General features: G+C 30.6%; 24 protein-coding genes. 12 read left to right on the top strand and 12 right to left on the bottom strand.

What is annotated here, in order from left to right:
- Positions 1 to 54: 54 nt before the first annotated feature.
- A complete protein-coding gene (locus LPB136_RS09685; protein WP_072556132.1) occupies positions 55 to 813 on the bottom strand; it encodes an HNH endonuclease in 759 nt (252 codons plus the stop codon).
- 5 nt (positions 814 to 818) lie between these two features.
- Positions 819 to 2141 (bottom strand): serine hydrolase domain-containing protein, encoded by a 1323-nt coding sequence (locus tag LPB136_RS09680; RefSeq protein ID WP_072556131.1) that lies wholly within the window; start codon positions 2139 to 2141, stop codon positions 819 to 821.
- Positions 2142 to 2233: 92 nt separating this feature from the next.
- On the opposite strand from LPB136_RS09680, the gene LPB136_RS09675 reads away from it, so the two are divergent.
- Entirely contained in the window at positions 2234 to 3445 is a 1212-nt protein-coding gene (locus LPB136_RS09675) for an aminotransferase class V-fold PLP-dependent enzyme (RefSeq protein WP_072556130.1), read from the top strand.
- A 70-nt stretch (positions 3446 to 3515) separates the two neighbouring features.
- On the opposite strand, the gene LPB136_RS09670 is transcribed toward LPB136_RS09675, so the two are convergent.
- Entirely contained in the window at positions 3516 to 3926 is a 411-nt protein-coding gene (locus tag LPB136_RS09670) for a BrxA/BrxB family bacilliredoxin (protein ID WP_072556129.1), read from the bottom strand.
- 288 nt (positions 3927 to 4214) lie between these two features.
- On the opposite strand from LPB136_RS09670, the gene LPB136_RS09665 reads away from it, so the two are divergent.
- The 7 genes from LPB136_RS09665 (at position 4215) to LPB136_RS09635 (ending at position 12526) form a co-directional block, all read left to right on the top strand.
- Positions 4215 to 4991 carry a TerB family tellurite resistance protein gene (locus LPB136_RS09665; protein ID WP_072556128.1) on the top strand — a complete coding sequence of 259 codons (777 nt, stop codon included), beginning with the start codon at positions 4215 to 4217 and terminating at the stop codon, positions 4989 to 4991.
- 12 nt (positions 4992 to 5003) lie between these two features.
- Positions 5004 to 6593, top strand: a complete 1590-nt coding sequence (locus LPB136_RS09660; RefSeq protein ID WP_083426209.1) for a DUF11 domain-containing protein — start codon at positions 5004 to 5006, stop codon at positions 6591 to 6593.
- 93 nt (positions 6594 to 6686) lie between these two features.
- Positions 6687 to 10091: an isoleucine--tRNA ligase gene (gene ileS / locus LPB136_RS09655; RefSeq protein ID WP_072556126.1), complete on the top strand. Its 3405-nt coding sequence runs from the start codon at positions 6687 to 6689 to the stop codon at positions 10089 to 10091.
- Between the two features lie 4 nt (positions 10092 to 10095).
- Positions 10096 to 10473 (top strand): TraR/DksA family transcriptional regulator, encoded by a 378-nt coding sequence (locus tag LPB136_RS09650; RefSeq protein WP_072556125.1) that lies wholly within the window; start codon positions 10096 to 10098, stop codon positions 10471 to 10473.
- Positions 10474 to 10510: 37 nt separating this feature from the next.
- Positions 10511 to 11152 carry a hypothetical protein gene (locus LPB136_RS09645; protein WP_158009629.1) on the top strand — a complete coding sequence of 214 codons (642 nt, stop codon included), beginning with the start codon at positions 10511 to 10513 and terminating at the stop codon, positions 11150 to 11152.
- A 42-nt stretch (positions 11153 to 11194) separates the two neighbouring features.
- Positions 11195 to 11800 carry a lipoprotein signal peptidase gene (locus LPB136_RS09640; RefSeq protein ID WP_072556123.1) on the top strand — a complete coding sequence of 202 codons (606 nt, stop codon included), beginning with the start codon at positions 11195 to 11197 and terminating at the stop codon, positions 11798 to 11800.
- A 120-nt stretch (positions 11801 to 11920) separates the two neighbouring features.
- Positions 11921 to 12526 (top strand): DUF4230 domain-containing protein, encoded by a 606-nt coding sequence (locus LPB136_RS09635; protein WP_072556122.1) that lies wholly within the window; start codon positions 11921 to 11923, stop codon positions 12524 to 12526.
- Here the strand turns inward: LPB136_RS09635 and LPB136_RS09630 are convergent.
- The 5 genes from LPB136_RS09630 to rplU form a co-directional block, all read right to left on the bottom strand.
- The gene (locus LPB136_RS09630; protein WP_072556121.1) at positions 12523 to 12936 is read right to left on the bottom strand and encodes a DUF6691 family protein; all 414 of its coding nucleotides are present in this window, start codon (positions 12934 to 12936) and stop codon (positions 12523 to 12525) included. The genes LPB136_RS09635 and LPB136_RS09630 overlap by 4 nt on opposite strands.
- 94 nt (positions 12937 to 13030) lie before the next feature.
- Positions 13031 to 13588 carry a YeeE/YedE family protein gene (locus LPB136_RS09625; RefSeq protein ID WP_072556120.1) on the bottom strand — a complete coding sequence of 186 codons (558 nt, stop codon included), beginning with the start codon at positions 13586 to 13588 and terminating at the stop codon, positions 13031 to 13033.
- A 2-nt stretch (positions 13589 to 13590) separates the two neighbouring features.
- Positions 13591 to 14826, bottom strand: a complete 1236-nt coding sequence (locus LPB136_RS09620; protein ID WP_072556119.1) for a 3-deoxy-D-manno-octulosonic acid transferase — start codon at positions 14824 to 14826, stop codon at positions 13591 to 13593.
- A 91-nt stretch (positions 14827 to 14917) separates the two neighbouring features.
- On the bottom strand, positions 14918 to 15178 hold the full coding sequence (gene rpmA, locus LPB136_RS09615; RefSeq protein ID WP_072556118.1) for a 50S ribosomal protein L27: 261 nt from the start codon (positions 15176 to 15178) through the stop codon (positions 14918 to 14920).
- 38 nt (positions 15179 to 15216) lie between these two features.
- On the bottom strand, positions 15217 to 15867 hold the full coding sequence (rplU, locus tag LPB136_RS09610; RefSeq protein WP_072556117.1) for a 50S ribosomal protein L21: 651 nt from the start codon (positions 15865 to 15867) through the stop codon (positions 15217 to 15219).
- 251 nt (positions 15868 to 16118) lie between these two features.
- On the opposite strand from rplU, the gene LPB136_RS09605 reads away from it, so the two are divergent.
- On the top strand, positions 16119 to 17426 hold the full coding sequence (locus LPB136_RS09605) for a M16 family metallopeptidase (protein WP_072556116.1): 1308 nt from the start codon (positions 16119 to 16121) through the stop codon (positions 17424 to 17426).
- Between the two features lie 8 nt (positions 17427 to 17434).
- Positions 17435 to 19480: a M16 family metallopeptidase gene (locus tag LPB136_RS09600; RefSeq protein ID WP_072556115.1), complete on the top strand. Its 2046-nt coding sequence runs from the start codon at positions 17435 to 17437 to the stop codon at positions 19478 to 19480.
- Between the two features lie 208 nt (positions 19481 to 19688).
- On the opposite strand, the gene LPB136_RS09595 is transcribed toward LPB136_RS09600, so the two are convergent.
- Positions 19689 to 20561 (bottom strand): DMT family transporter, encoded by an 873-nt coding sequence (locus LPB136_RS09595; RefSeq protein ID WP_072556114.1) that lies wholly within the window; start codon positions 20559 to 20561, stop codon positions 19689 to 19691.
- A 96-nt stretch (positions 20562 to 20657) separates the two neighbouring features.
- On the opposite strand from LPB136_RS09595, the gene LPB136_RS09590 reads away from it, so the two are divergent.
- Together LPB136_RS09590 and LPB136_RS09585 are read left to right on the top strand one after the other, a co-directional pair.
- A complete protein-coding gene (locus tag LPB136_RS09590) occupies positions 20658 to 21110 on the top strand; it encodes a cation transporter (RefSeq protein ID WP_072556113.1) in 453 nt (150 codons plus the stop codon).
- A 106-nt stretch (positions 21111 to 21216) separates the two neighbouring features.
- Positions 21217 to 22233, top strand: coding sequence for a COX15/CtaA family protein (locus tag LPB136_RS09585; protein WP_072556112.1), 1017 nt, complete (start codon positions 21217 to 21219; stop codon positions 22231 to 22233).
- Here LPB136_RS09585 and LPB136_RS09580 read toward each other — a convergent pair.
- From LPB136_RS09580 to LPB136_RS09570, 3 genes are read right to left on the bottom strand one after another with little or no spacing between them, the layout of a single operon-like run.
- Positions 22183 to 22758, bottom strand: coding sequence for a hypothetical protein (locus LPB136_RS09580; RefSeq protein WP_072556111.1), 576 nt, complete (start codon positions 22756 to 22758; stop codon positions 22183 to 22185). The two genes, LPB136_RS09585 and LPB136_RS09580, sit on opposite strands and share 51 nt — an antisense overlap.
- A 17-nt stretch (positions 22759 to 22775) precedes the next feature.
- A complete protein-coding gene (gene gldD / locus LPB136_RS09575; RefSeq protein ID WP_072556110.1) occupies positions 22776 to 23330 on the bottom strand; it encodes a gliding motility lipoprotein GldD in 555 nt (184 codons plus the stop codon).
- The gene (locus LPB136_RS09570; RefSeq protein WP_072556109.1) at positions 23323 to 24624 is read right to left on the bottom strand and encodes a gliding motility-associated protein GldE; all 1302 of its coding nucleotides are present in this window, start codon (positions 24622 to 24624) and stop codon (positions 23323 to 23325) included. The genes gldD and LPB136_RS09570 overlap by 8 nt, the downstream gene beginning before the upstream one ends.
- Positions 24625 to 24628: the final 4 nt, after the last annotated feature.

The following is a 24628-nucleotide window of genomic DNA, read 5'->3' as shown; positions in this document are numbered from 1 at the left end:
CAGTCGAGACTTCATTATAAAACAAAAAACCGATACATTTCTGTATCGGTTTTTTTATTTATTCATAATACTATGTATAAAATCTATATCTGTGAACTTTTTAATTAAAGTAATGTCTTTGAAAAAAGTTGTTTTTTCTTTGAGGGATTTTTCTATATATTCTTTAAATTCATTTTCATCATAACTTGATATTGGAAAACCAAAAACATGACCTAAGAATTCAATTTCCTGAAATTTTTTGTTTGAAAATAAATATTTCATTCTGTCAAACAATAAAAAAGGTGTTGCTGCTTCATTTTCAGTTAACATAAAAATTCCATATAGTCTATTAAAATAAAAAACAGGTATATCACCTTTATTATATCGGGCGAAATTTCTTATGAAATTAAAGTTATCTTCATAACCAATATTTTTTTGCCTATTAAGTTCTTCAAAAAACATTTTATACAATCCTCTTTTAAATGAACGACATAATTCCTTTTGAAAATTTGAATTAAATTTAAATGAGTTATTATATCGTACAGATTTCTTTCCTTTACGTTCTTTAATCTCAAAAAAACGAGATTTAAATCCTCCTGTTTTCCTTTTATTTGGTGACGATAACAATATTCTATAGCGAGTAATATTAAACCCTTCTTTTAATGCCTCTTCAATTGAATAGATATTTTCATGCTTCGTTCCAAAATATTCATTGCACTCATCACAAACATTTTGATTATAGTTTTGACCACCTAAAGATTTTGGAATTGTATGAGCTTTTTTAATAAAAAGTGTTTCATTTTCATTTTTAAAGCACCACAAGCATTTCTTCATAATAATTATTTAAAACTTTTTAAAATCCCACTCAAAAAACTATTCACATCGGCTTTTTTAGTTAATCCCATTCTAACAATTACCAATTCTTCATTTGGTAAAATAAATACATTTTGTCCTTGGTAACCGTTAAAAGAATACATGTTTTTTGGTATATCAGGATATCTGTTTCCGGCATTTAACCAAATTTGAGCTCCATACCAACCATCTGAAGTTGGTGTTGGTGTAGTTGCGTAATCTACCCAATCTTTATCAAACAATTGTTCGCCTTTCCAAGTTCCATTTTTAAGATACAACAAGCCTAATTTAGCCCAATCTCTTGGTGTTGCCCAACCGTAAGAAGAACCAACGTAGTTTCCGCTTAAATCGGTTTCAACAAGCATAGAATTCATACCAATTTTATCAATCAAAGCTGTGTACCAATAATCTAAATATTCTTGATGCGTAGCAAAATTATCACGCAATATTCCAGATAACACATTAGTAGTTCCTGATGAATAATTCCAAGTTTCGTCCGGTTTTCCTACAAATTGTTTTTTAGCTTGCATTTTGGTCATATCCTTATCAAGGAATAGCATTTGCGTAGCGTCAGAAATTTCATCGTAATTTTCATCCCATTCCAAACCACTATTCATTTGTAATAAATTATGAATGGTAATTTCTTTTCTAGGATCATTTTGCCATGCTGTTATTGGCGCCTTGTTTTGCACATTCATTTTCCCTTCAAACTGACGCATTCCAACCAAAGTTCCTGTAATGCTTTTTGTCATTGACCAACCTAATATTTTAGAGTTTTTATCAAAACCAGTATCATATTTTTCAGCAATAATTTGGTCTTTATAAATTACAACAACCGCTCTTGTTTTTGTTGAATCACTAAAAATTGAAGTAACAGTTTCGTTCAATTTAGTGTAATCAATATTTGTGAAGACAGTATCTTTTTGTGCTGCATTTCCATACGGATAAGGAGTAATATTATCGGGAGTTAATCGTTTAGGAACTAACGAATTTTTCTCTAAATCACTTTCATCAGTAATTAAAACGCTACCTAAACCTTCTCTATAAATTGCTTTTCTTGTTAATAAACCAAAAGCAGATGATCTTGCCCATTTTTCTTCTGTAGAAATTTCATCAGAAGCCAAATTAATTGGAGCAAAATCTAAGTCAGTTTTATCAGTAAATTCCAAAGTTCTATCAGCTACAAAAACCGAAGAACTTGCATATTTTGCAGAATAACCTGCTAAAATATTCAACTTTGGGTAATTGTAAAAAACGGCTATTAAAAGTAAAACAGCCAATAGTAATAAAATTCGTTTTAAAGTTTTCATGTGTAGTAGTTTGGTTAGGTAAATGTAACAAATAATTTATTGTGTAGGTGTTGTAAAAAGCATGCCTTATCTTTGTTGTATAATTTAGTATTATGTTTAAAGTTGATAAAATTCGTGCTGATTTCCCTATTCTTAAAAGAATGGTAAATAACAAGCCTTTAGTGTATTTTGATAATGGAGCAACATCACAAACGCCACAAGTGGTTATTGATGCAATTGTAGATTATTATTCAAATTACAATGCAAATATTCATCGTGGTGTTCATAGTTTAAGTCAAGAAGCTACCGATAAATATGAAGAAGCACGTATTAAAATTCAACAACATTTTAATGCAAAACATTCATACGAAATCATTTTTACCACAGGAACAACACATGGAATAAACATGGTTGCATCTGGTTTTTCTGAGTTATTAGAAGAAGGAGATGAAATTATAGTTTCTGCATTAGAACACCATTCTAATATTGTGCCTTGGCAAATGTTATGCGAAAAAACTGGCGCTGTTTTAAAGGTAATTCCAATGGACGAAGATGGTTCTTTACGCATGGATAATTATCACGAATTACTAAACGGAAAAACAAAATTGGTTTTCTGTAATCACGTTTCAAATGCTTTAGGAACTATAAATCCAATTGAAGAAATTATACATGCAGCGCATAAATTTGGCGCCTATGTTTTAATTGACGGAGCACAAGCAACACCACATATAAAACCAGATGTACAAGAATTAGATGTAGATTTTTATGTAGCGTCTGCGCATAAAATATGTGGACCAACTGGAGTTGGATTGCTTTACGGAAAAGAAGAGTTATTAAAAATGTTACCACCATATCAAGGAGGTGGAGAAATGATAGAAACTGTAACGTTCGAAAAAACTACCTACGCAGGTTTACCACATAAATTTGAAGCAGGAACACCAAATATTTGTGGTGGAATAGCTTTTGGAGTAGCATTAGACTACATGAATTCTGTTGGATTCGATAACATTCAACAACAAGAAGACTACCTATTAGCTTATGGAACCCAAAAATTATTAGAAATAGACGGATTAAGAATTTACGGAACAACACATAAAACATCTGTAATTTCATTCAACATAGAAGGAATTCATCCATATGATATTGGTGTAATTTTAGACAAGTTAGGTGTTGCTGTAAGAACAGGACATCATTGTGCACAGCCAATAATGGAGTTCTATAAAATACCAGGAACGGTAAGAGCATCTTTTGCTTTTTACAATACTAGAGAAGAAATAGATGTAATGATTGAAGCCATCAAAAAAGCAAAAATGATGTTATCATAAATAAAAAAACCACTCGAAAGAGTGGTTTTTTAGTCTTGTTTCTTGTCTCTAAAAGTCTTGTTTCTAAATACTAACAAAACTCATCATAAGCACCTGCTAAATTCTGAGCAATCATTTGCGCAGATCTACCTTCAATGTGGTGACGCTCTAACATATGTACTAAATTACCATCTTTAAACAGCGCAATTGCTGGAGAAGATGGAGGAAAAGGAATCATATATTCACGAGCCTTAGCTGTAGATTCTTTCTCAACACCTGCAAAAACAGTAGTTAAATGCGTAGGAAATTTACCTGCACCTAAAGAAGCAATTGCTCCCGGTCTTGCAGTTCCTGCAGCACAACCACAAACAGAGTTTACCATTACTAAAGTTGTTCCTTCTTTTGCTAAGGCGTTTTCTACGTCTTCAGCGGTATATAATGCGTCAAAACCAGCGTTTATAAGCTCGTCTCTCATTGGTTTTACTAATTCTTCTGGATACATATTCTATAAAATTTTGAACTACAAAGATACTCATTTTTCTAAAATTCCTTGTATTGAGCGCAGTCGAAATATGGGCGTGTCGCATTTATAGCTTTTTGCTTCGTTTCTCTACACAAAAAACTACAAATCCGTCAGGCTTTCAATACTCGCTTTTTTCCTCGTTCCTCAAAAAAAGAGCTCAAACAAATATTTCAATCCTTCACGCAGGCTTATCAATCTGTTTTTTTCATTGTTTTTTACTTTGTAACTTTTTTACTTTGTAACTTTGCTACTATAAAAAACAAAAACATGGGGAAATTTGCAAGCTGGTTAGGCGCAAGTTTAGGATTTACATTAGGCGGACCAATAGGAGCAATAATTGGTTTTGCAGTTGGTAGTTTTGTAGACGGATTTAAATTGGATGGATTTAACCAAGAACAAATAGATTACGAAAGAGGACGACAAACCCAAACTCGTGGTAGAAGAAGACCACAACAAAGTCAAACACAATCGGGCGATTTTGAAATCAGTTTATTGGTTTTAGCATCAGTAGTTATAAAAGCAGATGGTAAAGTAGATCAGCGCGAGTTAGATTATGTCCGTCAGCATTTTGTAAACATGTACGGTAAAGAACGTGCAAATTCTGCATTTAGACTTTTTAGCGGAATTCTAAAAAAGAAAGTATCTGTACGTCAAGTATGTATGCAAATCCGCGAACATATGACGCACGCATCAAGATTGCAATTAGTTCATTTTTTATTCGGAATTTCAAAAGCAGACGGTAACGTTACAGCATCCGAAGAAGAAGAAATAAGAAAAATTGCAGGATATTTATACATCAATCAACGCGATTATGTTTCCATAAAAGCAATGTTTTTTAATGCAGTTGATAGTGCTTATAAAATCTTAGAAATAACAAAATCGGCAACGGATGCAGAAGTTAAGAAAGCCTACAGAAAAATGGCTAAAAAACATCATCCCGATAAATTACAAGATTTAGGACCAGAACATATTAAAGTTGCTCAAGAGAAGTTTCAGAAAATACAAGAAGCCTACGAGAAAATTAAAGATGAAAGAGGATTCTAATGTTTTTACATTATGAAAATTAATAAGATTATATTTTATTTATTTTTAATATTCAGTATTAAAATGTTTTCTCAAACTGGCCCTGGTGGTGTTGGTTCAATAGATGGAACTTCAAATTTAAAAATTTGGTTGAGAGGAAGTGATATTAATGCAGATGGAGATATAACTAATAATCCTGCTTTAGGAAGTAGAATAAGTTCTTGGAACGATTATAGCGGAAATGGAAATAATTTTACAAATACAGGAAACAGAAGACCAACTTATGCATTACCAACATTTAATGCCGTAAATTTTAATGCAGGCACAAATCCTGCACAATTTTTAAATGCAACTTCTACTGGAACATATACAAATGCAAGTGCTTTTTTTGCTTTAAACCCTGTTAATTCAGGAAGAAGTAACACCTTTTTTGATGGAGGTTCATTATCTCTTAGAGTAGAGCAATGGTCAAATACTAATAGAATTGGATATACTCGCTATGGTGTAGCAGATTATCAATCAACATTACCTTCTCCTTTTGGAGCAAATACAATTGTTTCTTTTCATAAGAACAATGCATCAAGTAGTGTAAATATATTTTCAAATAATCTAACAAGTACTATTAATGTTGGTAGTTCAACCGTTGGAATTCCTTATGACAGAATTGGAAGAAATACAAATGGAGCAGATGAAGCAAGTGGAGATTTTTATGAGGTAATTTTATATAATAATAGACTGTCTTTAGCAGAAAAGAATATTGTAGATAATTATTTAAGTGCAAAATTAGGAAGTATTGCTATATCAGATAACATTTATAATGAAGATGAAAATGGAGATTTTGATCATAAAGTTGCAGGTATCGGTCAAGCAACTGATGGAACAAATCATACTGATTCACAAGGAACAGGTATTGTTAAAATTAGCAACCCAAATGATTTGCAAAACGATGAATACCTATTTTGGGGAGAAAATGTAATGAATGCAAGTTATAATTTTTCAGCAGTTGCATCGCCAAGTAAAAGATATCAAATTGATACAAAATGGCGGGTTAGCGAAAGAAGTGATGTTGGAGCCGTTAATTTTTCTTTAAATGCGTCAGATTTAGATTTAACAGGAACACCAGCTGGAATTTTAAAACTGGTAAGAAGTACAGCGTCAGATTTTAGTACAATTGTTGAAGAATATAATTTAACTTTATCTGGTGGAGTTTATTCTTCAACTGCTACCTTTAATGACAACGATTATTTTACTTTAGAAATCGTCCCAACATCTGATTTAAGCTTAACAAAAACGGTAGATAAAGCATTACCAAAAGTTGGAGAAGTTGTTGTATTTACATTGTCAATAACCAATAATGGCCCACAAGATGCAACTGGAGTTTTAGTGAGAGATTTATTACCAACAGGTTTAAGCTTCAACTTAGCAAATTCAACCATTACTTCTGGGACCTATAACTCTACAACTGGAGATTGGGATTTAAGTGGAGTAACAATAATAAATGGGCAAACAGTTACTATTGAAATAGCTGCAACTGTAAATGTTGTCAATACAATTATTAACACTTCAGAAATTATTAGTTTAGATCAAGAAGACCCAGATTCAATTCCAGATAGCGGAAATTAAGTTACTTTTCTTTATTCTTACATTTTCAAACTTCAAACACAACAATTTACAGAAATTCCGTAATTTCGCAACCGTATAAGAAATATCGATAAAATGAGCGTAAAATTCGCAGAATATAAGCAGTTAGATTTACCAAAAGTAGCAGAAGAAATTTTAAACTATTGGGAAGAAAATAATATTTTCGAAAAGAGTGTAACTACAAGAGAAGGTGCAGAACCTTATGTGTTTTTTGAAGGACCTCCTTCAGCAAATGGTTTACCAGGAGTTCACCATGTTTTAGCACGTGCCATTAAAGATATTTTTCCACGTTATAAAACCATGAAAGGTTACCAAGTTAAGCGTAAAGCAGGTTGGGATACACACGGTTTACCAATTGAATTAGGCGTAGAAAAAGAATTAGGTATTACCAAAGAAGATATTGGTAAAACTATTTCTGTAGAAGATTACAACGCAGCTTGTAGAAAAGCGGTAATGCGTTACACAGATATTTGGCACGATTTAACCAACAAAATGGGTTATTGGGTAAATATGGATGATCCATATATTACCTACGATCCAAAATATATGGAATCGGTTTGGTGGTTGTTAAAAGAAATTTACACCAAAAAATTGATGTATAAAGGGTATACAATTCAGCCTTATTCACCAAAAGCCGGAACTGGTTTAAGCTCGCACGAGTTAAACCAACCAGGAACGTATCAAGATGTAACCGATACAACTATTGTTGCACAGTTTAAAGCTATTGAAGAAACACTTCCAGAATTTTTACAAAACGAAGGAACTATCTACTTTTTAGCATGGACAACAACACCTTGGACATTGCCAAGTAATACAGCGTTAACCGTTGGAAATAAAATTGATTATGTGTTGGTTGAAACTTACAATCAATATACATTTAAACCAATGAATGTTATTTTGGCTAAAAACTTAGTCGGAAAACAGTTTGATAAAAAATTCAATAAAGTTGAAGAGAAATCTGAACTTTTAGGCTATAAAGAAGGCGATAAAAAGATTCCTTTTTATGTTGTAAAAGAATTTAAAGGAAAAGATTTAGTCGGTATAAAATACGAACAATTATTAGAGTATGTATTGCCTTATGAAAATGCTGAAAATGCATTTAGAGTAATTTCCGGAGATTTTGTTACTACAGAAGACGGAACCGGAATTGTACATACAGCACCAACTTTTGGAGCAGATGATGCGTTGGTTGCAAAACAAGCAACACCAGAAATTCCACCTCTATTAGTTTTAGATGATAACGGAAACACCGTTCCGTTGGTAGATTTACAAGGAAAATTTAGACCAGAAATGGGTGAATTTGCTGGTAAATATGTCAAAAACGAATATTATACAGATGGTGAAGCACCAGAAAAATCTGTAGATGTTGAATTAGCAATTAAATTAAAAACAGAAAATAAAGCATTTAAGGTTGAGAAATATGTGCACAGTTATCCAAACTGTTGGCGTACAGACAAACCAATTTTATATTATCCATTAGACTCTTGGTTTATTAAAGTTACAGACGTTAAAGACAAGATGTTTAAACTGAATGAAACCATTAATTGGAAACCAAAGTCAACCGGAGAAGGTCGTTTTGGAAACTGGTTAGCAAATGCAAACGATTGGAATTTATCTCGTTCTCGTTATTGGGGAATTCCATTACCAATCTGGAGAACAGAAGACGGTAAAGAAGAAATTTGTATTGGTTCTGTTGAAGAATTAAAAGCCGAAATGGCAAAAGCTGTTGCAGCAGGAGTTTTAGCAAAAGATATTTACCAAGATTTTGAAGTTGGTAATATGTCAAACGAAAACTATGCTAAAATAGATTTACATAAAAATATAGTTGATGAAATTACTTTAGTTTCAGCAAGTGGACAACCAATGAAACGCGAAAGCGATTTAATTGATGTTTGGTTTGATTCTGGTTCAATGCCTTATGCACAATGGCATTATCCGTTTGAAAACAAAGAGAAAATTGATAAAAACGAATCGTTTCCAGCAGATTTTATTGCAGAAGGTGTAGATCAAACAAGAGGTTGGTTTTATACATTACACGCAATTGCAACTATGGTTTTTGATTCTGTAGCGTATAAAAATGTTGTTTCTAACGGGTTAGTGTTAGATAAAAATGGACATAAAATGTCTAAGCGTTTAGGAAACGCAACAGATCCTTTTGAAACATTATCAACTTATGGAGCAGATGCAACGCGTTGGTATATGATTTCAAATGCAAATCCGTGGGACAATTTAAAGTTTGATGTTGAAGGAATAGCAGAGGTAAAACGTAAGTTCTTCGGGACATTATATAATACGTATTCGTTCTTCTGTTTATACGCAAACATTGATAAGTTTGATTATTCAGAAGATGATGTTCCATTAAATGAACGTCCAGAAATAGATCGTTGGATTCTTTCAGAATTAAATACCTTAATCAAGAAAGTAGACGAAGCGTATAATGAATATGAGCCAACAAAAGCAACAAGAGCCATAAATAGCTTTGTGCAAGATCATTTAAGCAATTGGTATGTTCGTTTATGTAGAAGACGTTTTTGGAAAGGAGAATATGAGCAAGATAAAATTTCTGCGTACCAAACGTTATATACTTGTATGTTAACTGTTGCAAAATTAAGTGCACCAGTTGCTCCATTTTTCATGGACAGATTGTATCAAGATTTAATGGCTACAACGCAACAAGAAACGTTTGAAAGTATTCATTTATCAACTTTTCCTGTTTATAATGAAGCAATTATAGACAAAGCGTTAGAACGTAAAATGGAAGATGCACAAACTATTTCATCTTTAGTATTATCGTTAAGAGCTAAGGAGAAAATAAAGGTTCGTCAACCGTTACAAAAAATAATGATTCCTGTTTTAGATGATGCGCAAAAAGCGTCAATTTTAGCGGTTTCAGATTTAATAAAATCAGAAGTAAACGTAAAAGAGATTGAACTTTTAGACGATGCTTCAGATATTTTAGTGAAGCAAATTAAACCAAACTTTAAAACGTTAGGGCCAAAATTTGGTAAAGACATGAAGTTGGTAGCGAATGTTGTTCAAGGTTTTACGGCAGAAGATATTCAGAAGATAGAAAAAGACGAAAAAATTTCTTTAGAAATTAATGAAAAAATGATTACTTTAGAAGTCTCTGATGTAGTTATTACTTCTAAAGATATAGAAGGTTGGTTAGTCGCTAATTCAGACGGTATAACAGTAGCGTTAGATGTTACAATTTCTGATGATTTACGTAAAGAAGGTATAGCTAGAGAGCTAGTAAATAGAATTCAAAATGCACGTAAAGATTCAGGTTTAGAAGTAACAGATAAAATAAAATTAACCGTTTTAAATTTTGAAGACTTAGCAGAATCTGTATCTATTAATAAAGATTACATAATGAGCGAAACGCTTACCAATGAATTAGTTTTTGTGGATGCGTTGGAAAATGGTACGGAAATTGAGTTCGATACCATAAAAAGTAAAATATTAATACAAAAAATGTAGAATTATGGCAGATAGTATAGCTAAATATTCTGAAGAAGATTTAAACGAATTTAAAGAGATTATCTTAAAAAAGAAAGCACGTGCTGAAGAAGATTTAGCATTATTGCAAAGCTCATATAAAAATGGATCTGACAACGGTACAGATGATACATCACCGCAATTTAGATCGTTTGATGATGGAGCAGATGTAATGAGTAAAGAATCTAACGTACAGTTAGCAATAAGACAAGAGAAGTTTCTTAGAGATTTAAAAAACGCCTTGTTACGTATAGAAAACGGAACGTACGGAGTTTGTAGAGTTACTGGTAAATTAATTCAGAAAGAACGATTAAAACTTGTGCCTCATGCAACGTTAAGCATTGAAGCAAAACGCAAACAATAATTCAAAAGCTTCCTTAAAAAGGAAGCTTTTTTCTTTTATGAGAAACTCATTTTTACTTCTCTTTTTAATAAGTCAATCATTAAGTTTTAGTCAGCAATTAAGTTCTAAGAAATTTATTGCTTCAACTAATAACATAGAAATTGATACAAAAGGCTTGGATGAAATTGTTTTAGAAACTTCAGAAAATGATTTTATTACTGTTTTTTTAGATGAAGAAAATTCTTTTGCACATCATATTATTACTTCTGAAAAAAATGGAATTCTAAGTATTGATTTTCAACCTGAAATAAAACAAAAAGAACCTGTTTTTAGAAAATTTATTACTGAAAGATTAAACAGAGCTTCCGTAAAAATTAAAATCCCAAAGAATAAAAACCTTACTTTTTTAGGTGAAGAAGTTGATATTGTTTCTAAAAGTTATCAAGGAAATTTATCTGTTTTTATTGAAAAAGGTTCACTAAAATTTAATAGTTTAAAAGGAAATTTACAACTTCGTTTATATTCTGGGAATGTGTTTTTAACTGCTTCAGAAGGGGAAATAAATATAGATTCTTCAAATGGAACTATTAAAGTAAATAACGTTTTAGAATCAAATCCGTATCAAAAAAAACTTTCAAATTCCTTAAGAAATGTCACTATAATATCAAAGAAAGCTAATATTGTGTTAACGAGTAAATAAACACAATAGTTTTCTTATTTTTGTTGCTGTTAAAAATTACACATGTCAAAAAAATATATTGCAATTCTTACTATTTTCCTTGCCTTATTAATAGATCAAATAAGTAAGATTTATATAAAAACACATTTTGTTTTAGGTGAAGAAGTTACTGTGTTTTCAGACTGGTTTGTTATTCATTTTACAGAAAATAATGGAATGGCTTGGGGTTTTGAGTTTGGTGGTAAAACAGGCAAGCTATTTTTAACTTTATTTAGATTAGTAGCGGTTACTGGTATTATGTATTGGTTAACAAAAACAATAAAAAGAAACACTCATACAGCAGTTATAGTAGCAATTTCATTGATCTTTGCTGGTGCAGTTGGTAATATTATTGACTCTGTTTTTTACGGAATTATTTTTGACACACCATATAACGGAGTAGCAACACTATTTGCTGAGAAACCATACGGAGAAATGTTCTACGGAAAGGTAGTAGATATGTTGTATTTCCCGATGTGGGAAGGAACTTTACCTGAATGGTTACCTTTCTTTGGAGGAAAATACTTTACATTCTTTAATGCAATTTTTAATGGTGCAGATTCTTGGATTTTTATAGGTACTGTTTTGCTTTTTATCTTTAATAAACAAGCGTTTCCGAAGGAAGATTAAACTTAAGACGTGTCATTCCTGCGTAGGCAGGAATCTGATTAAAATTGATCTTGTTAATTTTGAGATTCCTGCCTACGCAGGAATGACAGAAATCTGTATCTTTATAAAAATACTTTACAAATGCGTTTTTTAAAATATGTAGCTGTTTTTTTATTAGGTTTTTTGGTTGCTAAGTTTTGGTACGATCAAAAGGAAATTAATCATAAACAAGAAGAAATTCAAGTTGTTGTAAATTCAATTAAAGACTTGAGTAAATTGGTGGTTTCTGAAGGAACATTTTCTGAAATGTACAATTATTCAGATTCAAAAAAATACTTCTACGATTATTTATCTTTTGATAAAAAGGCAATTATCTCTGTAAATGCTAAAGTTGAGGTTGGATACGATTTGTCTAAAATGGATATTCAAATAGACTCAATTACAAAGCAAATTATAATTAATAAAATCCCTGTAGAAGAGGTTTTAATTTCTCCAGATATTAAATATTTCGATTTGCAACAAAGTAACTTTAACTCTTTTACAAAAGACGAGCTGAATAAAATCAATCAAAAAAGTATTGATAAAATAAAAGAAACGGTTGAATTATCTAGACTAAAGATTGAGGCAAAAAAACGATTGTTTGAAGAATTGTCTAAAATTTATCAGCTTTCATCTATTTACAAATGGGAAGTTGTAGATAATACTAATCAAAATTTATTAGAAAAGCTCCCTAAGTTTAAAGATTAATGAGGTAGTTTTTTACTCAACAAACCATACACAAAAGCACCTATTAAAGCACCAATTAATAAAATGATTGCAGGGATCAATTCAAATCCTAGTATCACAAAAATTGGAGCAGCACAAGCGCCAGAAATCCCCCAACCTAAACCAAAGAATGTTCCACCTAAAATTGTTCTGATAGTTCCTTTTTTCTTCGGTTTTGGCACAATCCAATTTCCATTAATGTCTTTTATTTTTCCACTTTTAAAAAGTTGCATAAAAACCATTGAAACAATTACGGCGCCACCTATAATTCCATACATGTGAAAAGATTGAAACTTAAACATTTCATAAAAACGATACCAAGAAATTGCTTGAGTTTTGCTTAAAACGATTGCAAAAAAGATTCCTAAGATTAAAAATTTGATGTTTTTCATTTGAATATGTTTTTAAACTTTATTCTGTTTCCGGATTACTCACAAAGAAACAAAGTTAATAGTGTTTTTAATTTTGTTTAATACCAATTATTGGCTAAAATATTAAAGGGATTATAAACCAAGTGGCAATAATACCACCAATAAAAAATCCAATTACTGCTAATAATGAAGGTAGTTGTAAACTACTTAAACCAGTAATTGCATGTCCAGAAGTACAACCGCCAGCATAACGTGTTCCAAAGCCTACGAAAATACCTGAAACTAAAAGAATTAAAAATCCTTTTATAGAAGAGAAAGCTTCTTTGCTAAAAATTTCATCTGGAAAATATTGATTACCAACATTAGAAAAACCTAAATCTGTAAGTTCCTTAATTGTTTTTGGATTTAAATCTATAGTTTGATTAGGAATTAAATAAGTTGAAGAAATAAAACCGCCAATAATTAAACCAACTACAAATAGTAAAGCGAAATCTCGTTCTTTCCAATCCTTTTTAAAATAGTCTGAAATTTTACCTGCACCAGCCATTGTACACAGCGTTTCTAAATTAGTAGAAACTCCAAAGTTTTTACCAAAATAAAAGTATAGCAATAAAGATATTGCTATTAATGGTCCGCCTATAAACCACGGCCAAGGTTGTGTTATAAATTCCATAATTAAAGTATGTTTTTTAAATAATTAACAACTAAAGGAGTTGCTCCTAAATTTTCTTGAATATATTTTTTGTTGATATTTCCTGTTGATTTTCTATAGTTTTCATCTGCTTTAAATTTTGTAAAAATAGTAGAAAACTCTTCTTGATTATTAATTGAAATACAACCTTTTAAAGCTACCAAATCTTCAGCTTCTTTAAACTTTTTGTATTTGTTTCCAATAACAATAGGAACTCCAAAAGTAGCGGGTTCTAAAATATTATGCAAGCCAGTTTTTAATCCGCCACCAACATAAGTAGTATCTGCGTAAGAATATATTTTGGTTAATATCCCAATAGTATCAATAATAAAAACTTGATATTCTGCTAAGCTTGTATTCCCTTTAGCAGAAAATAACACCGTCTTTTTTAAGATTGAATTTTTTAAAATTTCAATATTTTTTTGATTGATGTTGTGTGGAGCAATAATAAATTTTTCTTCTTCAGATGCTTCGTTATTGATGTAGTTTACCAATAATTCTTCATCTTCTTGCCAAGTACTTCCGGCAACAATTACATATTTACTATTTTTAAATTCAGAAATAAAATCTAACCTATTGTCTTGGTTTAAGATTGTTGAAACTCTATCAAAACGAGTGTCTCCAGCAATTGTAACGTTGTTTAAATTAATAGATTTTAAGAGTTTTTTCGATTCTTCATTTTGAACAAAAAAGTGATTGAAAGTATTCAGCTTTTCTCTCATAAAACCCCCATACCATTTAAAGAATGATTGTTTCTCTCTTAAAATTCCTGAAACTAAAATAGTAGGAATTTCTTTTCGTTTTAACTGACTTAAAAGGTTTGGCCAGAATTCATACTTTATAAATATTGCAACTGTAGGGTGAACAATTTCTAATAATTTCTTCATCTTACTTTTAGAGTCTAAAGGAAGATAGCATACAATATCTGCTAAAGCGTAATTTTTTCTTATTTCATATCCAGAAGGAGAGAAGAAGGTTACAACAATTTTATAATTATCGTATTTATTTTTAAGCTCTTCTATAATAGGTATTGCTTGTTCAAATTCGCCCAAAGAAGCCGCATGGAACCAAATTACTTTATCGGTTTTATTGATAGAAGATAGTTTTGTAAATGTTTCTTTTCTTCCATCAACAAATAACTTTATTTTTTTATTGAATAAAGCTATCAATGGTAATAAAAGAGATGCAATAAAAACTAATATATTGTAAAGAAAATTCATTAACGTAAAAATACAAATTCAGTATAAATAAGAAGCATAAAAAAACGCGCAAACATTGTTTGCGCGTTTTTAATATTATAATCTTTATTTCTTAAGCCTCGAAAGGAATAATAGAAACGTAAGATTTGTTGTCTCTTTTCTTTTTGAAATCTACAACACCATCAACCTTAGCATGTAATGTATGGTCTTTTCCCATATATACATTTTCACCTGGATTGTGAGTTGTACCTCTTTGACGGACAAGAATATTACCTGCAATTGCAGCTTGTCCTCCAAAAATCTTTACTCCTAGTCGTTTCGATTCTGATTCTCTACCATTCTTCGAACTACCTACACCTTTTTTATGTGCCATTTTCTTGAGTTTTTATAGGTTAAAGTTATATTAGTGAGTTATTTTTCAACTCCTCCGTCTAATATATCTTGTAAATCTTTTAATTCATCCCACTTACCATCTGCAGCTAATTTAGCTTGTTTTGGCCAAGTATCTGTTACGTGGTTTCCACGAACACCTGCAATAATTTCAGAAATTGCAGCTGGTTTTGCTTTTGCTAAATCTGCAAAAGTTGCTAAACCTGCAGCTACTAAAGTTTCTGCAATTTTAGGACCAATACCTTCAATTTTCTTTAAATCATCTGCTTTAGAAGATTTTTTAGGAGCAGCTTTTTTAGCTTCAGCCTTTACTGTTTCCTTTTTAGGAGCAGCTTTCTTAGCAGTTGTTTTTTTAGCACCAGAAGCAGCGATAGATTCAATCTGAATCTCACTTAAATACTGTCTGTGTCCATTTTTCTTCTTGTAACCTTTTCTTCTTTTCTTTTTGAAAACGATTACTTTATCACCTTTTAAGTGACCTAGAATTTTTGCCGTTACTGCGGCTCCTTCTATAGCTGGGGCGCCAATAGTTACTCCACCTTTATCTTCAATAAGCATTACGTTATCAAAAGTTACTTTTGATCCTTCTGCTTCTTGTAAACGGTGAACGTAAACCTTTTGGTCTTTCGCTACTTTAAATTGCTGCCCTGCTATCTCTACGATTGCGTACATACTATTTGTTTTTTGTATTTATTACTACACTTTCTAACTGAAAATGCGGATGCAAATATACATATTTTTTGTTACTCACAATAAGTTATTAACAATAATTATTTTTTTTAAATAAACTTTATAACTAGCTAACTTTTAAGTTTTAATGTTATTTTTGAGAGCTTGTTTTTATTTTTTCTCAAATAGTTGTAACAAACAAAAAAAATGAGCGTCAAACTTTAAACTAAATCACTAATTAAATAATAAAATCAATGAAAAAAAGTATTTTAACTCTTGCTTCAGTATTTTTGATTGCATTTTCAGCAAATGCACAAAAAGTTGAATTTGAAGAGTACGATTTAGATAACGGAATGCACGTTATTTTACATCAAGACAAATCTGCTCCTGTAATTATTACCTCTGTAATGTATGGAGTTGGTGGTAAAGATGGAGATAGAAAAAGAACAGGTTTTGCACATTTCTTTGAACACCTTTTATTTGAAGGTACAGAAAATATTGGAAAAGGAGAATGGTTTAAAATTGTGTCTTCTAATGGTGGAAGGAATAATGCTAATACGTCTCAAGATAGAACCTATTATTATGAGATCTTCCCTTCAAACAAATTAGAATTAGGTCTTTGGATGGAATCTGAACGCTTATTACATCCAATTATTGGTCAAGATGGTGTTGATACACAGAACGAAGTTGTAAAAGAAGAGAAAAGACAACGTACAAGAGCATATTCTAATATTTTACCAGAAATTTCTAAAAACATATTTAAAGTACACCCATATAAAGACCCAAATGTTGGGTATATGGATCATTTAGATGCGGCAACGTTAGAAGAATTTTTAGCTTTTAATAAAAAATATTATGTACCAAATAATGCAACTTTAGTTGTTGCTGGTGATATTGATATTGCTTCTGCAAAGAAAATGATTAAAGATTATTTTGGTCCAATACCAAGAGGACCAGAGGTTGTAAGAAATTTCCCGAAGGAAGAGCCAATTACGCAAGAGTTTAAAGCGAAAGCGTATGACGAGAATATTCAAATACCAGCTATTATTGCTGCGTATAGAACACCTTCTTTTAAAACAAGAGATTCTAAAGTTTTAGATATGATTTCTACGTATTTAAGTGGAGGAAAAAGCTCTGTTTTATACAAGAAAATGGTAGACACTCAAAAGCAAGCTCTAGCAGTGCAAGCGGTAAATATTAGTCAACAAGATTATGGTGTTTATGCACTTTTTTCTCTTCCACTAGGTAAAACTACTTTAGATCAGTTAGTGGCTGAAATGGATGAAGAAATAGTTAAAATTCAAACAGATTTAATTTCTGAAAAAGCGTTTCAAAAGATTCAAAATCAATTTGAAAATAGATATGTAAATTCTAACTCAAGCGTTGTTGGTATTGCTAATTCTTTGGCAAGATATAATGTAATGTATGGAGATACTAATTTAATTAATACTGAAATAGATGTTTACAGGTCTGTTACTAGAGAAGAAATTAGAGAAGTTGCAAAGAAATACTTAAATAAAAATCAAAGATTAATCTTAGAATATTTACCTAAGAAAAAATAATATAAAAGATGAAGACAAAAATTTTATCAATAATAGCAATAATAGCAATGTCTTTTAGTGCAACAGCGCAAATTGACAGAAGTAAAATGCCAACTCCAGGACCAGATCCTGTTGTAAAATTAGGAACAGCAGAGAAATTTTCTTTAGAAAACGGAATGACAGTAATTATGGTAGAAAACCATAAATTACCAAGAGCAGCAGCTACTTTAAGAATAGATAATAAACCATATGCTGAAGGAAATATTGCTGGTGTATCTGATATGATGGGAAGTTTATTAGGAAGAGGGACTTCTACTATTACTAAAGATGAATTTAATGAAAAAGTAGATTTTTTAGGAGCAAGTGTTAACTTTTTTAGTACTGGAGCTTCTGCAAGATCATTAAAAAAATACTTTCCAGAAGTATTAGGTTTAATGGCAGATGGTGTTAAAAATTCTCAATTTACACAAGAAGAGTTTGATAAAGAAAAACAAGTGACTTTAGAAAACTTAAAATCTGTAGAAAAGAATATTCCTGCTATTGCAAGTAGAGTTGAAAATGTTTTGGTATTTGGTAAAAACCATCCTCGTGGAGAATTTACAAATAAAGAAACTGTAAATAATATTACTTTGGATGCAGTAAAAAATAATTTCAATACATATTACAAGCCTAATAACGCTTATTTAATAATTGTTGGAGATATTAATCCTACCGAAACTAAAAAATTAGTAAAAAGCTTATTTGCTGATTGGAAAAAAGGAAATATACCAGTTTCTACCATTCAAAAACCGGTAAATGTTCCTACTACAGAAATTAGTTTTGTAGATATGCCAAACGCAAATCAATCTGAAGTTGCAGTTGTAAACACTATCGATTTAACGTTAGGAGACAAAGATTATTATGCTGCATTATTAGCTAACAAAATTCTTGGTGGCGGTGGTTCTGCACGTTTGTTTCAAAATTTACGTGAAGATAAAGCTTATACTTATGGTTCTTATTCAAGAGTTAGCCAAAGTAGAAATACTGGAATATTTAGAGCAACTGCAGGTGTAAGAAATGTAGTTACGGATAGTGCTATTGTAGAAATTCAAAAAGAAATTAACAAGATCCGTTACCAAAAAGTAACTGAAAAAGAATTACAAGATGCTAAAGAAGAATATATTGGAGGTTTTGTAATGGATGTTCAAAAACCAGCAACAGCAGCTAATTACGCGCTAAACATTGCTTTATATGATTTGCCTGAAGATTTTTATGCAAATTACATTAAAAATATTAACTCAGTAACAGTAGATGATGTTCAAAATGCAGCACTAAAACACTTTAGAGGAGATAAAGCAAGAATAATGGTTACGGGTAAAGGAATAGATGTTCTTAAAAACCTTGAAAAAGGAGATTATGTAATCAGTTATTTTGATAAAGAAGGAAACCCGACTACAAAACCAGAAATGACATTGCCAATTCCTGCAGGAGTAACAGCAACAACAGTTGTAGATACATATTTTGATGCTATTGGAGGTAAAGATAAAGTTGCAACAATAAATTCTGTAATGATGATTTCTACGGGAAAAGTGCAAGGAATTGATTTAACAATGACTCAAAAACAAGCTGCACCAAATAAAATGGCTGTTGTTATGACAGGTATGGGGCAAACATTAAGTAAGCAAATTTTTGATGGAACTAAAGGATATCAAGAAGCACAAGGAAGAAGAAAGGATTACGCAGGCGAAGAGTTAGAGGCTGCTAAAACTACAAGTGCTCCTTTTGCAGATGCAGAATACAAAAAAGGAAAACTAGATAGAATTGAACCTATTGATGGTGAAAACTTCTATGTTATTAAGCATAATAAAATGGAAATTTTCTATAATGTCAAAACAGGTTTAAAAGCTAAAGAAGTAAGAACTGTTAAAGGGCCACAAGGTGAAGTGAAACTACCAACAACTTTTTCTGATTACAAAGAAGTTAATGGAATTAAATTTCCACATAAAATGGGACAAAAAATGGGTCCAATGGATTTATCTTTTGATCTTAAAGAAGTAAAAGTTAATGAAGGTGTTTCTGATGCAGATTTTAAATAATCTCTAAAGAAAATAACATAAAAATAAAAGAGTCAAGATTTAGTTCTTGGCTCTTTTTTTATTTTTGAATACTGAATACTGAATACTGAATACTGAATACTGAATACTGAATACTGAATACTGAATACTGAATACTGAATACTGAATACTGAATACTGAATACTGAATACTGAATACTGAATACTGAATACTGAATACTGAATACTGCCTATTTTTTTCTATTTACCAACCAAACACCAAATAAGATAATTACACCAGCTATTAATTGAATAAGGCTTAGTTTTTCGCCATCTATAATCCCCCAAATAACTGCCACAATAGGAATTAAATAGGTTACGGATGAAGCGAAGATTGGAGTGGAAATATGTACCATTTCATTAAACATTACTTTGGCAATTGCTGTTCCAAAGAAAGCTAAAATAATGATGTAGAATAATGCTGGCTTTGTTTCGGAATTTAATTCAAACTCAGTAAAAAAACCTGTAAAACTTAATACTACTAATGCAGGAACTATTACTAATATAAAGTGCCCTGTGGTTATAGTTAGTGCATTTAAATCATAGAGATGTTTTTTTATAATATTTACATTAAACGCGTAACCAATAGATGCGATAATAGGTAATAATGCATACCAATAATTTTGATCGGGATTTAAGTCTGCTCCTTTTAAAATTAGAATAATTGTACCAATCAAACCAACTAAAATTCCTGTTAATTGATTTTTTTGGAATGCAAACCCAAAGACCAAAGCTCCAATGATAAATGTGTTAAAAGGAGTCAAGGAATTTAATATTGATGCAATTGAACTATCTATTCCTTTAATAGCAAAAGCAAACAAAAAAGCGGGGATAAAAGTTCCAACTAAAGCGCTAAAAACAATATACTTCCAATGTCTTTTTTTTATTTTTTTTAAATTTTTATGGCCAACAATTATTACAAACACGGCAGCAATTATAGTGCGTAAAGCAGCTAATTGTATTGGTGATAAGCTTATTAAAGCTTTTTTCATTAAAATAAAAGAACTTCCCCAAACTAAAGAAAGTATTATTAAGTAAATCCATTTTTTTTGTTCGTTTTTCATTTGATTAGTTTGTTAGGTAGCACAAAAGTCCAACAATTCTATTGATTTCAATTCAATTATTAATAAATTTGCTTGATAAACAAATAATTATTTAAAATGAAAATTCAAAAATTTATATTCGCTTTAGTTGTAGCTTGCTTAGTTTTAACTTCTTGCAAAACTGAAGCTAAAAAAGAAACGCCAGTTGTTGCAAAGGATGCAAAGGTTGAAAAATTAGCTATTAACATTTCTGGAATGACCTGTGAAATTGGTTGTGCAAAAACCATTCAGTCTAAATTATCTAAAAAAGATGGAGTAATTGATGCTCAGGTTGTTTTTATAGATAGCGTTGCAAAAATTAAATTTGATGCAAACAAAACAAGTAAAACAGATTTAATTGCCTTTGTTGATGGGATTGCAGGAGGAGATTTATATAAAGCTACAGAAAAAGCACCAACAAAAATTTGTGATATAGATTGTAAAAAAGACTGTTGTACTAAAAAAGATGCAGACAAAAAAGCTTGTGCAGAAGATTGTAAAAAAGAATGTTGCGCAGATAAAAAAGCATAATCTCTTTTAAATATATTAAAAAAGGCTTCTGGTTTCAGAAGTCTTTTTTTGTGCTTTTTTGTATCTTTGTATAAACTTTTAAGGAACTGAAATAAACTCAGTATTGATGAAAAAAAACTTCCCAACACTTGTCAAAATCACCATTTTTGCTGTCTATTTAATCTTTTTAGCGGGCTCAATTGTTAGAATGACAGGTTCTGGAATGGGTTGTCCAGATTGGCCAAAATGTTTTGGATATTATATTCCGCCAACAGCGGAAGAACAAATTACATGGAAACCAAATGCTGAGTTTAAAAAGGGAATGATTATTATTAAAAATGAAACCCTTTTTGTTGCAGAAGAGGATTTAAAAACTTCGGAAGAATTCAATCTTAATAACTGGAAAAAGTACACAAAACACAGCTACGCAAAATTTAATAAATTTCATACTTGGACAGAGTATATAAATAGACTATCTTCTGCTTTAGCAGGAATTCCGTTGTTGTTAATGGTGGTTTTTTCTGCTTTCTTTTGGAAAGAAAAAAAGATATTTACGTTGCTTTCAATAAGTGTTTTAATATTGTTTTTGTTTGAAGCTTGGTTAGGAAAAACAGTTGTAGATACCAATTTAAAACCAACCGTAATTACCATTCACATGGTTGCTGGTTTGGTAATTGTAGCGCTTTTGTTGTATCTGTATTTTATTTCTTCGGATAAACCCAAAGTTTATAAATACAACTCATTATTTACGAAATTGGTAATTGTTTCGGTAATTTTCTCGTTGATACAAATTGCAATGGGAACACAAGTAAGACAATTTATTGATGAGCAAGTAAAACAATTCGGATTTGAAAACAAACACTATAGTTTATTAGAGCCTAATTTTAAATTTTATTTCCATCGCTCATTTACAATTGCAATTGTATTAGTTAATTTTGGTTTATTTTATTTAAATCAACTTAAAGAGTTAGGTTATAAACTTGTAAATTGGATTGTTTTTCTTCTTTTTTTAGAAACCATTACTGGTATTTTAATGTACTACGCAGAATTTCCAATAGGAACACAAGCAATACATTTATTAGCGGGTTCTATTTTATTTGGATTGCAGTTCTATTTGTGGTTGCAAAGTAGGAGAAGTAATTAGGTTTGTAATTACTTTACTAATTTTTTTGTTCTGAGTAACTATTGTGTAATAGGCATGAATATCTAATTTTAACTTAAATGTATTTATATTTTTTTTACTTGTTATTGAGGCATTCAAAAAATGTTGAGTCTTCCTTTTGTTAATATTTATGTATTCTTTCCAGCTTTCAGGAATTTTTGTAAAAGACGATGAGAGTTCACATATCATTTCGTAATTTTTCTTCTTTTTCCTTTTTTTTGGAATGTTTTTTAAATCATCTTTAAATGGATTTAAAGATGTTAGACTATAATTAAAGCCTACTTTAATGCCTTTCTTTTTAAATTGTTTCTTTAGTTTTTTAGTAAGATCTAAATAGTAGTTTATTAAATGAGTATCTCCCGAAATTTCAAATAAAATGGATTTAGGAACCTTGTAATTATTAGATTTATAAGAATTAATAATTTTGACTCCTTTTTTAAATTCTATTTCTGTTTGTGAAAAACAAAAAGTAGTGGTAATTAAAAATAATAGTAATATCTTTTTCATAGTCTAATATATACAAATTATTCCTCCCACTCTAAACTCTCCATCATTTTAATCATATCTTTTTTAATATAATTAATTGCGGGTAAAATAGAATCGTAATTAGGTTTTGTGTAGAAAAATAAAGAAGCTTTTAAAAAGTGTTTAGTGCTGTCTGTTGCATGAAATTGTACTTGAGAAGCTGCATTTCCTTCAATTTGATATATACTTCCAAAAACTTTTTTTTCATCATTAATATATTCTCTTGGAGCAGAAATCTGATCAGCCTTAATTGCGTGTTCAAAAACCAATTTTTCAGACTCAACCAACAATTCTCTTAAGTTGTTTTTTACAGGTCTGTAGGTTATATCTATAGAAGCTTTTAATTTTGGATAGGTAATTTTTAACCAATTTTTTGGTAGGTCTTTTACGGTTGCTTGTTTTGAAACATCAAAAGTATAGGGTCTTTTTAAAGATAATTTTTGATAGCTATTTTCAGGATATTGCAAACTTAAAAAACCTTTGGGTTTTGGTAAAGTTTCGCTTCCGCAAGAAATAAAAATAACACTACAAATAAGTAAAATAATACTACGCATTTCGGGTAACTTTAACTTGTTTAATGCGCCTTCTATCTAACGCTTCTATGGTAAACGTATAATTGGCAAAGTTTATTTTCTCGCCTTTCTTCGGAAATTTTCCAGAAACCTCTAAAATAAATCCGGCTAAAGTTTCACTTTCGCCTTTTTCATCTTCAAATTTCTCTTCATCATCGTCATCTAAAACCCTACAAAAATCTTTAATTGTTGTTTTTCCTTCAAAAACATAATTGTTTTCATCTAACTTAGAATAAGATAAATCGTCTTCATCAAATTCATCATTAATATCTCCAACAATTTCTTCGATTACGTCTTCTAAAGTTACAATTCCGCTTGTTCCACCATATTCATCTACAACAATGGCTAAATGATTTTTCTTTTCCCTAAAATCACCTAATAAATCGTCTAGTTTTTTGTTTTCAGGAACAAAAAAGGGTTCACGTAATAATTGTTGCCATTTAAAAGATTTCTTATTTAGATGTGCTAATAAGTCTTTGGCGTATAAAACACCAATAATATTATCTATACTTTCTTTGTAAACAGGGTTTCTAGAAAAACCTTTTTCTAGGATTTTTTGTAAAACACCTTCGTAAGGCTCTTCATCAGAAAGCGCAAAAACATCGGTTCTTGGTTTCATTATTTGAACCGTTTCTGTGTTTCCGAAGCTTACAATTCCTTGTAATATTTTTTGTTCATCTTTAGTAGTTGCTCCTTCTGAAGTTAGTTCTAAAGCTTGTGATAATCTTTCAACAGATAAGTTGTTGTTTTTGCTTCCTAATCTATTTTCAACGATACTTGTTAAGCTAATTAAAGGTAAACTTAGTGGTGTTAATAATGTGTTTAAGATACTAATTGGTTTAGCCATAAAGCTAGAGAACTTCATAGCTTTTCTTGTGGCATATACTTTGGGTAAAACCTCGCCAAACAATAAAATTAGAAAGGTAACTAATACAACTTCAACCAAAAATTTTATAGCAGGTGTTAAATTGCTGAAAAAAACTTCGCCTAAAGAAGCAAATAATAAAACAATTAAAATATTGATAAAATTGTTTGTTATTAAGATGGTTCCTAGTAATTTTTTAGGATGTTCTAATAGTTTTACAACAATATTTTCTCCTTTGGTTTGGTCAGATAGCTTGGTAAGTTGATGCTGTGAAAGTGAAAAAAAGGCTACTTCTGTTCCAGAAATTAATGCAGAACAAATTAATAATATAATTACTATTACTATGTTGATGCTTACCATTGTGTTAATGGCGGAAAAAGCTATAAATAAAAATCCGGAATCTGGGTCCAATTAT

The sequence above is a fragment of the Tenacibaculum todarodis genome, assembly GCF_001889045.1.
Lineage (GTDB): Bacteria > Bacteroidota > Bacteroidia > Flavobacteriales > Flavobacteriaceae > Polaribacter > Polaribacter todarodis.
The sequence above is the reverse complement of the archived record's forward strand: the minus strand, read 5'-3'. Positions and strand labels throughout refer to the sequence as shown.

Coding starts and splice junctions, on each gene's coding strand:
- LPB136_RS09685 (WP_072556132.1), bottom strand. CDS start 813: ATGAAGAAATGCTTGTGGTGCTTTAAAAATGAAAATGAAACACTTTTT.
- LPB136_RS09680 (WP_072556131.1), bottom strand. CDS start 2,141: ATGAAAACTTTAAAACGAATTTTATTACTATTGGCTGTTTTACTTTTA.
- LPB136_RS09675 (WP_072556130.1), top strand. CDS start 2,234: ATGTTTAAAGTTGATAAAATTCGTGCTGATTTCCCTATTCTTAAAAGA.
- LPB136_RS09670 (WP_072556129.1), bottom strand. CDS start 3,926: ATGTATCCAGAAGAATTAGTAAAACCAATGAGAGACGAGCTTATAAAC.
- LPB136_RS09665 (WP_072556128.1), top strand. CDS start 4,215: ATGGGGAAATTTGCAAGCTGGTTAGGCGCAAGTTTAGGATTTACATTA.
- LPB136_RS09660 (WP_083426209.1), top strand. CDS start 5,004: ATGAAAATTAATAAGATTATATTTTATTTATTTTTAATATTCAGTATT.
- ileS (WP_072556126.1), top strand. CDS start 6,687: ATGAGCGTAAAATTCGCAGAATATAAGCAGTTAGATTTACCAAAAGTA.
- LPB136_RS09650 (WP_072556125.1), top strand. CDS start 10,096: ATGGCAGATAGTATAGCTAAATATTCTGAAGAAGATTTAAACGAATTT.
- LPB136_RS09645 (WP_158009629.1), top strand. CDS start 10,511: ATGAGAAACTCATTTTTACTTCTCTTTTTAATAAGTCAATCATTAAGT.
- LPB136_RS09640 (WP_072556123.1), top strand. CDS start 11,195: ATGTCAAAAAAATATATTGCAATTCTTACTATTTTCCTTGCCTTATTA.
- LPB136_RS09635 (WP_072556122.1), top strand. CDS start 11,921: ATGCGTTTTTTAAAATATGTAGCTGTTTTTTTATTAGGTTTTTTGGTT.
- LPB136_RS09630 (WP_072556121.1), bottom strand. CDS start 12,936: ATGAAAAACATCAAATTTTTAATCTTAGGAATCTTTTTTGCAATCGTT.
- LPB136_RS09625 (WP_072556120.1), bottom strand. CDS start 13,588: ATGGAATTTATAACACAACCTTGGCCGTGGTTTATAGGCGGACCATTA.
- LPB136_RS09620 (WP_072556119.1), bottom strand. CDS start 14,826: ATGAATTTTCTTTACAATATATTAGTTTTTATTGCATCTCTTTTATTA.
- rpmA (WP_072556118.1), bottom strand. CDS start 15,178: ATGGCACATAAAAAAGGTGTAGGTAGTTCGAAGAATGGTAGAGAATCA.
- rplU (WP_072556117.1), bottom strand. CDS start 15,867: ATGTACGCAATCGTAGAGATAGCAGGGCAGCAATTTAAAGTAGCGAAA.
- LPB136_RS09605 (WP_072556116.1), top strand. CDS start 16,119: ATGAAAAAAAGTATTTTAACTCTTGCTTCAGTATTTTTGATTGCATTT.
- LPB136_RS09600 (WP_072556115.1), top strand. CDS start 17,435: ATGAAGACAAAAATTTTATCAATAATAGCAATAATAGCAATGTCTTTT.
- LPB136_RS09595 (WP_072556114.1), bottom strand. CDS start 20,561: ATGAAAAACGAACAAAAAAAATGGATTTACTTAATAATACTTTCTTTA.
- LPB136_RS09590 (WP_072556113.1), top strand. CDS start 20,658: ATGAAAATTCAAAAATTTATATTCGCTTTAGTTGTAGCTTGCTTAGTT.
- LPB136_RS09585 (WP_072556112.1), top strand. CDS start 21,217: ATGAAAAAAAACTTCCCAACACTTGTCAAAATCACCATTTTTGCTGTC.
- LPB136_RS09580 (WP_072556111.1), bottom strand. CDS start 22,758: ATGAAAAAGATATTACTATTATTTTTAATTACCACTACTTTTTGTTTT.
- gldD (WP_072556110.1), bottom strand. CDS start 23,330: ATGCGTAGTATTATTTTACTTATTTGTAGTGTTATTTTTATTTCTTGC.